This window comes from Vibrio sp. 10N.261.51.C6, from assembly GCF_041471785.1.
GTDB lineage: Bacteria > Pseudomonadota > Gammaproteobacteria > Enterobacterales > Vibrionaceae > Vibrio > Vibrio crassostreae_C.
Map to the genome: position 1 here is coordinate 1 of NZ_JBFRPB010000088.1, position 9,654 is coordinate 9,654.

Below are 9,654 nucleotides of genomic sequence, written 5' to 3' on the forward strand. Positions count from 1 at the left end.
GTGTATAAGAGACAGGCACAGAGGCAGCCTTTCAATCAAACAAAGCGAGTGAGATTAAACCGAGAATGGGTACTTAATCGCTTCGTGGCATTCGTAACCTTCAACCCAGAAGTCATCCATCGTTACCCATGTTTCCAAATCTTCTAGAGACTTAATCTGAGGATTGATATGGAATGTTGGGCCAGCTAACGGCTCACGCTTTAACTGGATATCACGCATAGGTGCAAGTTGATCTTCGTAAATATGAGCATTTACTAGCTTATGGTAAGCCACGCCAGCTTTCTTACCCGTGATTTGCGCCATGATAGCTAGGAAGACATACACTTGAACCATGTTGAAGTTCAGGCCTAGGGGTACATCGCAAGAGCGCTGAGTGCTGTTTAGGTACAGAGTATCACCAAGTAGTGAGAAGTGATGGCTGTACATACACGGACGCAAACATCCCATGTGGAACTCACCTGGGTTGTAGAAGTTTAAGATCTCGCCGCGGTCATCAATACCGTTAGTTAGATCATCAACAATCTTCTTCAGTTGGTCGATATGACCGCCGTCAGGTTTTGCCCATGCACGTCCTTGAACGCCATAAACACGGCCCATGTCATCTTCACCCTTGCGGTAAGGGTTATTCAGCCATGCTTCATTCAGGTTAGAATTCGCATCCCAAGTTTTAGTCCCTAGCTTACGAAAATCTTCAGCATTGTCGTAACCACGGATATAGCCAAGCAGCTCAGCAACTGCGGCTTTCCAAAAACTCTTACGCGTTGTTACCAGTGGGAATTGGTTATTACCAACATCATATTCAAGGTCAGCATTGATCACGGTTAGGCAACGCTTGCCCGTGCGTTCATTTTCAATCCAAGTACCGTCATCAACGATACGCTGACAGAGATCTAAATACTGTTTCACACCAATTCCTTACTTCGTTTGTTGTGGTAATTCGTCTTTGTAGTGACCACGCTTGTATGCCCACACCATCATCAGCACACCGATGATAACCATTGGCAGTGACAAAATTTGTCCCATAGAGATAAATCCACCGAACAAACCTAGGTGAGCATCAGGTTCACGTACGTATTCTACTAAGAAGCGGAATGTACCATATCCAGCTAGGAATAACCCTGATACAGAACCAAGAGGACGCGGCTTTTTGATAAACCAGTTCAAGATGAAGAACAGCACGATACCTTCAAGCGCCATCTCGTAAAGTTGAGATGGGTGACGAGGAAGTGGACCACCGTTAGGGAACACAATCGCCCATGGCACATCAGTCACACGGCCCCAAAGCTCGCTGTTCATGAAGTTACCTAGACGGCCCATACCTAAACCAAATGGGACGAGTGGTGCAATCATGTCTGCCACGCCAAAGAAGGTGCGACCATTCTTTTTCGCATACCAGAACATTGCGGTGATAACACCCAGCAAGCCACCGTGGAAAGACATACCGCCAGTCCATACCTTAAATAGGTACAGTGGGTCTGCTAGGAAAAGGTCAAAGTTGTAGAAAAGTACGTAGCCAATACGACCACCCAACACCACACCTAGAAAGCCAGCAAACAGTAAGTCTGATACTTGCTCTCGAGTCCAACCACTACCCGGTTGATCAGCTCGGCGATTTGCTAACCAAAGAGCAAACATAAAACCGACAAGGTACATTAGGCCGTACCAACGAACTGAGATTGGTCCTAGTTCAATAAGAACAGGATCGATATTTGGGAATTCGATAAAACCCTGAGACATACTTGGCTCTCTATCTAAATTGATTAACGGTTAGCTCAATGACTAACAGAAAAGACACTACAGCAGCATTGTGGCTGCTATAAACATTAAAAATACCGCAAAGAATTTCTTCAGCACAGGGGTTGGCAATTGAGTGGCTAGTTTCGCACCCACTCGAGTGGTCAAAACTGAGGTACAAGATATCGCGATCAAAGCCGGTAGATAAACATAACCCAAGCTATACGCAGGAAGATCATCGACAGAAGATCCATGCCAAATGAAACCTAGCATTCCCGAAATCGCGATAACACAACCGCATACCGAAGATGAGCCGACGGCTTTACGCATTTCCACACCGTGATGGTTAAGGAAAGGTACCGATAAAGACCCACCGCCAATGCCCGCTAAGCTTGATACCAAACCAATCCCGCCGCCACACAACACGGTTTTAGCTGAACCCGGCATCGATTTTTGGCTCTTGGAGCGAATCGACAATAGCATTTGCAACGCCAACACCAAAACAATCACACCAAAGACTTTTGGTAAGTATTGAGCTGGAATTACATCGGCCACGAAAGAGCCGAGGAAGCCACCTATCACCACACCTGGCATCAACCATTTAACGACAAACATCTCTACGTTACCCAACTTTAGATGGTTAATCGCAGACGATCCCGACGTAACGATGATGGTTGATAGCGAAGTAGCCAATGCCATTTGCATCGCAAACTCTTGGGGGATACCCGCTTTAGGAAGCAAAAACAGTAAGGCAGGAACAACCAGCAAACCACCACCAATGCCTAGCAAGCCTGCTAAAACACCAACAATAGCACCAAGGCCCGCTAACAAGCCTATCAGTTCATATGACACGTTAAATCCTATTTTTTACCTGCTCGAATGAAGCCTGTAAATTCACGCTCTTCGAAATAGTTCAGCATCATACTATAGATGTCACTACCATACGGTTTTGAAAGTGCCTTATTTGCCAAATCCTGTAATTCAGCCAAGTTCGATTGACGAATCAAATATTTGGTTCTTGCGACATTCGAGGTATTCATACTTAACGTCTCATACCCCAATCCAATCAATAGCAGCGCGCCCATCGGGTCACCGGCTAACTCGCCACAAATACAAACAGGTAATTGATATTGCTTACAAGTATCATGAATTTGTTTTAATGCCATGATCACCGCAGGGTGCATTGATTCATAGACATCGGATACTCGTGAATTGTTCCGATCAACCGCTAATAAATATTGGGTTAAGTCGTTGGTACCGACTGAAACAAAGTCGACCTTATGCGCAATCAGCGGCAGTATGTACAGCATGGATGGCACTTCAATCATGATACCAACGCGAGGCATACGCACTCGGTTATCAAGCTCATGCACTTCATCATACGCTTGTTCAATCAACTGTAGCGCGTCATCCAACTCCTGTGCACCAGAGATCATCGGCAGCAAAATACTCAAGTTATGGCTTTCACAGCTCGCACGTAGCATGGCACGTAACTGAATAATAAAGATGTCAGGATGATCGAGCGTAAACCGAATACCACGCCAACCAAGGAATGGATTGTCCTCTTCGATAGGAAAATACGGTAAGGCCTTATCACCACCGATATCGAGTGTACGCATCACCACTTGTTTCTCTGGGTAGCTTGCCAGTACAGAACGATACTGCTTGAATTGTTCATCCTCTGACGGGAATCTTTGCTGCAACAAGAAAGAAATTTCAGTTCGATACAGCCCTACGCCATCAACGCCTTGGTTGATAGCGATGTTAGTGTCTGCACTTAAACCCGCATTAAGCAGAATCTCGACTTGCTTGTTGTCTTGCGTTTTTGCCGGTAGGTACAGCTCGCGATTGACCATAGAGGAGAGCTCACTCTCTTCTAGAATAAGCCCTCGATACTCTTTGAGCAGGCTTTTAGTCGGCTCAATAAAGATCTCACCGCTATACCCATCAACAATCGCTCGCTTGCCATTAGCTTGAGCTAGGTTGAGGTTTACCCCCATGACGGAAGGTATGCCAAGCGCTCGAGATAAAATCGCTGCGTGCGAGTTCGCCGCCCCTTCCAAGGAAATCACCGCTAAGAGCTTTTCTTTGGGAATAGACGCTAATACCGAAGCGGTTAACTCACGAACCACTAGGATAATCGGCTTATCTAACGTGCGAAGTTCATGTTCAGAGTTGTGGAGGAAATAGAGCAGCCTTTGTCCGAGCTCTCGGATGTCTTGTGCTCTCTCACGAAGATACACGTCCGACATACGAGCAAAGCGATTAGAATAACTCTCTACAACCTGTCTTAGTGCCCAATCGGCTTTATCGCCTTTCTGGATTTGGCTTTTTAGATCCTTACGCAGCATAGGATCGTTGAGTAAGTGAGTAAACAGGTCAAAGATCGCCAACGCATCTTTATTGATTTCGCTATCTAAGCGCTTTCGCATGCGCTTAAAGTCATTGAGGGCGTTTTCAACCGCTACCGCCAACAACTCATGCTCTCTCTCTATATTGAGCGTCGAAGCAGGATAAACATCGGTGAGTTCAGGCTGAGTGTTGTCCCACCATAAGTCACCAATCGCCACGCCCGATGAAGCTGCAATACCTTTAGTAGCCGGTAGCTTCTGTTGCTCTAACAGCCAATGGCCTTGAGTTTGGGCGTGCGCCACAATAACGGCAAGTTGTGCAGAGAGCGTGACAAGGAAGGATTCTTCCATCTCACTAAATAAACGTGGGGTCTTCTGTTGAATGACCAATACACCGAGCACTTGCTTGCGGTGGATAATCGGAGTACCGAGAAAAGAGTGATAGACGTTTTCTCCAAGCTCTGGAAAAAACTTATAAGCAGGGTGAGCAGACGCTTGTGCAAGGTTGATAGGTTCAGCACTTCTTTTAACAAGGCCAACCAGACCTTCGTCAAAACCAATGTGAATGCTATTGCCTTTGAAGATCAGGCCTTGAGTTGCCATCAACTCAAGGCGCTGCATATCATTATTGGCTAAATACACGGTGCAACATTCCGTCTGCATCGCACTGCATGTCTCTTTAACTAGAATATCAAGTGCCGTCGATACATCTTCAACTCTTGATACGTGTTCAACTATTTCCCTTAGTTGACTGAGCATGCTTAACCTCTACGCAATTTGCGTTTTCCTTTTGTTTTTCGCTCTTTAAACGGCATTGCTAAAGATGCGAACTCTTTCATCGCTCGACGGTAAACATCTCGCTTAAAAGAAACTACTTGTCGAACTGGGTACCAGTAACTCACCCAACGCCAACCATCAAACTCAGGTGTACTTCCACGCTGCATATTGATATGCGATTCATCGCAATCTAAGCGCAAAAGGAACCACTTCTGTTTTTGTCCAATACAGACAGGTTTAGAATCCCACCGAACCAGTCGTTTGGGTAGCTTGTAGCGTAACCAATGACGACTTGTCGCGACGATCTTTACATCCTTTTTAGTAAGGCCAACCTCTTCATACAACTCGCGGTACATTGCCTGTTCCGGAGTCTCACCTTCATCTATTCCCCCTTGAGGGAATTGCCATGAATGTTGCCCGTATCGTTTAGCCCAGAAGACCTGACCATGGTTGTTACAGATTACAATACCAACATTTAATCGGTAACCATCGCCATCTATCACTGGCCAACCTCTATCTAAATTTTTAATTACTCTGATTTTTCCACATATCCCCAATCGGAGCAAACTTAGTGACGTGATAAGCGCTATATTTATGAATAATAGCTAGGAATATGGATAAGTTTTGCTCAAATTCTAGTTACCCACACAATAGTGAGACATAGACCACATTTATTCACCTTTTCTGTGAATAACTATGTGAAGAATTACCCGCAATCGTTTTTTTTAATCCATAGATTCATCAACACCAAAAACAACAAATCAGCCAAAATAATTTTATTACTATATAAATCAGTAAATTAAAATAACATTCTAGTTTTAAAAAACATTAGAAATGTAAAAGATCTTTCAAAAACCTGACATGGTTAAAGATCAACCACTCCGATGTTTATCCACACTACTAAGTGAAAGATTCATTTTGAACCCCATTTGGCAAGCATTTTATCCACCATAAACCCCTGTTTATTTATCCACTAAATTAATATTTCAATTAATTACCTTTATGTCCTGTGGATAACCCTGAGTTTGATCCCTTTTCTCGCAAGGAGATCATTTCTTAACCAGTCGTCATTTGGTGATAACTTCTGATAAAATCATTTTTTTGATCATGCCTTTTATTATGAAACCAGAACCACAAACACAACAAGAGCTGTTAGAGCGCGCGTATGCCATCGCCGGAATGACCTTTAAAGAGCTCGCTGACGAAGCTGAGATGGTGATGCCAAACGACCTTAAGCGTGATAAAGGCTGGGTTGGGCAGCTATTGGAATGGCACTTGGGTGCACCTGCAGGCAGTAAGCCAGAACAAGATTTTGCCAAGCTCGGTATCGAGCTAAAAAGCATTCCGATTAGCTACTCTGGCAAGCCACTCGAAACCACCTTTGTGTGTGTTGCTCCTTTGATGGGTGTGCAAGGCATAACTTGGGAAACCAGCCACGTTCGAAACAAGCTGTCTAAGGTGTTGTGGATCCCTGTCGAGGGAGAAAGAGAGATCCCGCTAGCAGAGAGGCATGTAGGATCCCCATTATTATGGACACCTAGCCAAGCTGAAGACGAACTCTTGAAGCGAGATTGGGAAGAACTGATGGAGTTGATCGTTTTAGGCAATGTTGAACAGATAACAGCAAGACACGGTGAAGCACTGCATTTACGTCCGAAGGCTGCTAACAGTCGTGTGTTAACGGAAGCTTACGGTGCAAGCGGAAAACCTATCAAAACTAAACCACGTGGTTTCTATCTGCGAACTCAATTCACCCATAAATTACTGACAACACATTACGCATAGATCGTTTAATCGAGCCTCGATAGCCAAAACTATCAGTGCGTTAAAAAACAGTCTGGAATTAGAATCAATATCTCGCTACCAACGCCTCTTAATGAGGTTTGAGCGCCAGTTCAATATCACAGTAGCTTTGGCTTGGCTCATTACCAAACTCATCATAGGCGTTGTGTAAGCGAAGATACGCCTTTTCAAAGCCGAGCCGGAGTAACTCCTCTTTCACTTGATCTAAGGATCCAAAGTGAAGCGGCTCGCCGTCTTGCTTTACCGGTTCTAGCTTATGTTTGTACTCCACCGCCAATAGATATTCTGAAATATCAGAACAGCCAATAACGTACACTTTGGGTGTTTGATAAGAGTCTTTGTGCTCTCCATGTAACCACATGTCTAACTGATGCTTTTGCATAACCGGCCTCCCTTGCTCTCTATAGCTTAGTAGAACTCTATTTCTTTACTAGGGCACGTTGATTTTTCTCGATTAAAAAAACAAAAAAGAGAAGCCAATGCTTCTCTTTTTTGTCCAGTTCTAGTTCAAAAGCGCTCACTTTTGACACCTAACTATCACCGTCAATGATTTAGGGGGTTGAAAGGTGCGATCAACCCCGAAAGATTACGTCGGTATTCGCGCGCTAAGAACACGACGAAGATGACGAACGCGACGTTCAATGGTGACAACTTCAGGCTCAGAGAAACCAATTGGACGACCATCGGCTTCAAGGCCAATATCTCTTAGCAAATGAGTGTTGTGCCAAGGTAGGTCTAGTGAACTACGACGTACTTTTCGCTGCCATTCCCGCTCTTCACGACGAAGATCGGCACGGATAAGGACTGTTGCTAATTTTAAATATACTGAGTGACGCATAATAACTCTCCAGTTGTTGAGTCAACTGAGGAAAAATAGCGTGTTAGATAGTATGAGGGCTTCTCACTTAGCTGCTATTTTTCCGCAGCCAAATAAGGATACGGATCTATTAGTTAGGTTTATCTTGGGTGTTTCGATCGGCTATGGCTGATGTGAGTGACATATCAGTCACCATGTCAGTACACGGATCAAACGACGCGCAAATATGCTGTATAAAATCGAAATGTTTCATTTGCGCCTCCAAGCTAACTAAAAAATCCAAAAAAAATGGGGAAGTAAAAGCAGACAAGTCTTTGTTAAATCGTTGCTTTAACGGTTAAAGTCTAACCAAGTGAGTATATTATTCAACCGCTAATTGATTAACAATTTCAAAACAAATGATTCACCCAAAATATTAGTTGCATATCACTTTATATATAACATATTCACTATGATTATATAAAATCACAGAACATCTCTCTTAGGGTCTAACTAGAAAACAACGGACTACCCTTCAGAAACAAAAAAGCCACGTAGATACGTGGCCTTTAATTTACGGTGACTGAATAAAGTCATGTAGAGAAGAGTCTAAACAACACCTTCAGAGATTAGGCTGTGTTTATTCAGCAAGCGGTACATCGTCGCTCGTGATACACCGAGCTCCTTAGCCGCCAATGAAACCTGACCACCGTAAGATTCCAATACAATCAGTAACGCATCGCGCTCTGAGCGCTCTCGAATACTCTTCAAGCTTCGGCGTTCATCATTCTGTTTTGGTAAATCCAGTTGGTGATCCTCAATGATCACAGCATCAGACATCAACACAACACGCTTAATCTGATTCATCAGCTCACGCACATTTCCAGGCCAATGGTATCGATTCATCGAACGGATAGCATCGTCTGAGAAGCTCTTCGCTTGAGCATTAAACTCTTTCGAGTACTCACGCAGAAAATGATTCGCCAGTACTGAAATATCGCTCACACGTTCTTTTAAGCTTGGAACATGAATACGCAGAACATTGATATAGTGATAAAGCTCTTCATTGAAGTCGCCCTCGATCAACGCCTTCTCGATATCAGAGGAGTTCGCGGCCAGAATACGCACATCGACAGATTTAGGTCCATTCGCAGTTTCAATCTTACCTTCTTGTAGAAAGCGCAACAGGTTCAGTTGTTGATTGCGTGGCATCGCTAAAACATCATTAAGCAAGATGGTTCCGCCATCGGCTTCTTCCAACATACAAGGCGCAGTCGCTGACTGTGCTGATATGCCAAACACCTCGGCCTCTATTCTCATTTCAGACAAGGCACGACAGTTAACCGTTAAAAATGGTTTCTGTGCTCGCGACGAATTTTGATGAATCGAGCGTGCAATCGTCTCTTTACCAGCCCCACTCTCGCCATAAATCAAGATACTGACATCAGTCGGCCCAATACGCTTTACTTGGTCTCTCAAGCGCTTCACGGCCACAGAATCGCCTAGCAGTCCCATGTTGTTATTGATGCCGTAGTTTGGCCATACCTTCTGCTCAAGCTTAAGCATACCCAGTTGGTGACCAATGGTACTCAGCAATTGAGCATCTGGGATTGGTGCCGTGAAAAAGTCGATACAGAAGTTGACGATAAACTGGCAGATCGTATCAGAGCTTAATTGAGATTCACGGATAAAGGCGAGCCATCTCACCTGCTTGTTATTGCTCACAAGGTTAGCAATACCGTTGAGACTGAACTCATCATGACTAAGATCGACAATACCAATACATGGGCCAATATCAGCAATCAAGGCATCGGCTTTTCGTAAATCTGCACACTGGGTACACTGCCAACCCACTTGTTCTAACACTGATAACCAGGGTTCGTACGCACCACCAACGACGATAAGAGAACCTGGTAAGGAATCCATCTTAAATTGAGTTCCCATCCTTCTTCCTTATTCTATTTTTATTTAAATCAGACTAATACGAGTCACTGCTTCATCGTTCGACAAAATGCCGCGAGAGCGTATTCAGCGCAGAGACGTATAGTAGTGAGACTATCTTAGATTTTATGTCTCAATAGTAAGACTATGTCAGAAATAACGATTTTTCGAATCAAGAGTGCGGTACAGACTAGGTTTTGAAGCCCCAAAACAGAAAAAGCCACCCGAAGGTGTAATGCCGTTCACTTAAGA

Annotated in this window: 9 protein-coding genes; 1 reads left to right on the forward strand and 8 read right to left on the reverse strand. The window is 44.1% G+C overall.

What is annotated here, in order from left to right; translation table 11 throughout:
• Positions 1–54: 54 nt before the first annotated feature.
• From AB4375_RS20065 to rppH, 5 genes are read right to left on the reverse strand one after another with little or no spacing between them, the layout of a single operon-like run.
• The gene (locus AB4375_RS20065; protein WP_017059339.1) at positions 55–906 is read right to left on the reverse strand and encodes a thymidylate synthase; all 852 of its coding nucleotides are present in this window, start codon (positions 904–906) and stop codon (positions 55–57) included.
• A gap of 9 nt (positions 907–915) precedes the next feature.
• Entirely contained in the window at positions 916–1,737 is an 822-nt protein-coding gene (gene lgt, locus AB4375_RS20070; RefSeq protein ID WP_017059338.1) for a prolipoprotein diacylglyceryl transferase, read from the reverse strand.
• A gap of 57 nt (positions 1,738–1,794) precedes the next feature.
• Positions 1,795–2,586: a sulfite exporter TauE/SafE family protein gene (locus AB4375_RS20075; RefSeq protein WP_017059337.1), complete on the reverse strand. Its 792-nt coding sequence runs from the start codon at positions 2,584–2,586 to the stop codon at positions 1,795–1,797.
• Positions 2,587–2,594: 8 nt separating this feature from the next.
• Positions 2,595–4,844, reverse strand: a complete 2,250-nt coding sequence (gene ptsP / locus AB4375_RS20080) for a phosphoenolpyruvate--protein phosphotransferase (protein WP_017059336.1) — start codon at positions 4,842–4,844, stop codon at positions 2,595–2,597.
• A gap of 2 nt (positions 4,845–4,846) precedes the next feature.
• Positions 4,847–5,365 (reverse strand): RNA pyrophosphohydrolase, encoded by a 519-nt coding sequence (gene rppH, locus AB4375_RS20085; protein ID WP_009848435.1) that lies wholly within the window; start codon positions 5,363–5,365, stop codon positions 4,847–4,849.
• Between the two features lie 616 nt (positions 5,366–5,981).
• On the opposite strand from rppH, the gene mutH reads away from it, so the two are divergent.
• Positions 5,982–6,647 carry a DNA mismatch repair endonuclease MutH gene (gene mutH, locus AB4375_RS20090; protein ID WP_032546406.1) on the forward strand — a complete coding sequence of 222 codons (666 nt, stop codon included), beginning with the start codon at positions 5,982–5,984 and terminating at the stop codon, positions 6,645–6,647.
• Between the two features lie 88 nt (positions 6,648–6,735).
• Here the strand turns inward: mutH and AB4375_RS20095 are convergent, their stop codons facing one another.
• The 3 genes from AB4375_RS20095 to vpsR form a co-directional block, all read right to left on the reverse strand.
• Positions 6,736–7,047, reverse strand: coding sequence for a DUF6482 family protein (locus tag AB4375_RS20095; RefSeq protein ID WP_004735016.1), 312 nt, complete (start codon positions 7,045–7,047; stop codon positions 6,736–6,738).
• 204 nt (positions 7,048–7,251) lie between these two features.
• Positions 7,252–7,503, reverse strand: a complete 252-nt coding sequence (locus AB4375_RS20100; RefSeq protein WP_008224444.1) for a hypothetical protein — start codon at positions 7,501–7,503, stop codon at positions 7,252–7,254.
• Between the two features lie 567 nt (positions 7,504–8,070).
• Positions 8,071–9,405 (reverse strand): cyclic-di-GMP-binding transcriptional regulator VpsR, encoded by a 1,335-nt coding sequence (gene vpsR, locus AB4375_RS20105; RefSeq protein ID WP_017062873.1) that lies wholly within the window; start codon positions 9,403–9,405, stop codon positions 8,071–8,073.
• Between the last annotated feature and the right edge of the window lie 249 nt (positions 9,406–9,654).

Coding starts and splice junctions, on each gene's coding strand:
- lgt (WP_017059338.1), bottom strand. CDS start 1,737: ATGTCTCAGGGTTTTATCGAATTCCCAAATATCGATCCTGTTCTTATT.
- ptsP (WP_017059336.1), bottom strand. CDS start 4,844: ATGCTCAGTCAACTAAGGGAAATAGTTGAACACGTATCAAGAGTTGAA.
- mutH (WP_032546406.1), top strand. CDS start 5,982: ATGAAACCAGAACCACAAACACAACAAGAGCTGTTAGAGCGCGCGTAT.
- AB4375_RS20095 (WP_004735016.1), bottom strand. CDS start 7,047: ATGCAAAAGCATCAGTTAGACATGTGGTTACATGGAGAGCACAAAGAC.
- AB4375_RS20100 (WP_008224444.1), bottom strand. CDS start 7,503: ATGCGTCACTCAGTATATTTAAAATTAGCAACAGTCCTTATCCGTGCC.
- vpsR (WP_017062873.1), bottom strand. CDS start 9,405: ATGGGAACTCAATTTAAGATGGATTCCTTACCAGGTTCTCTTATCGTC.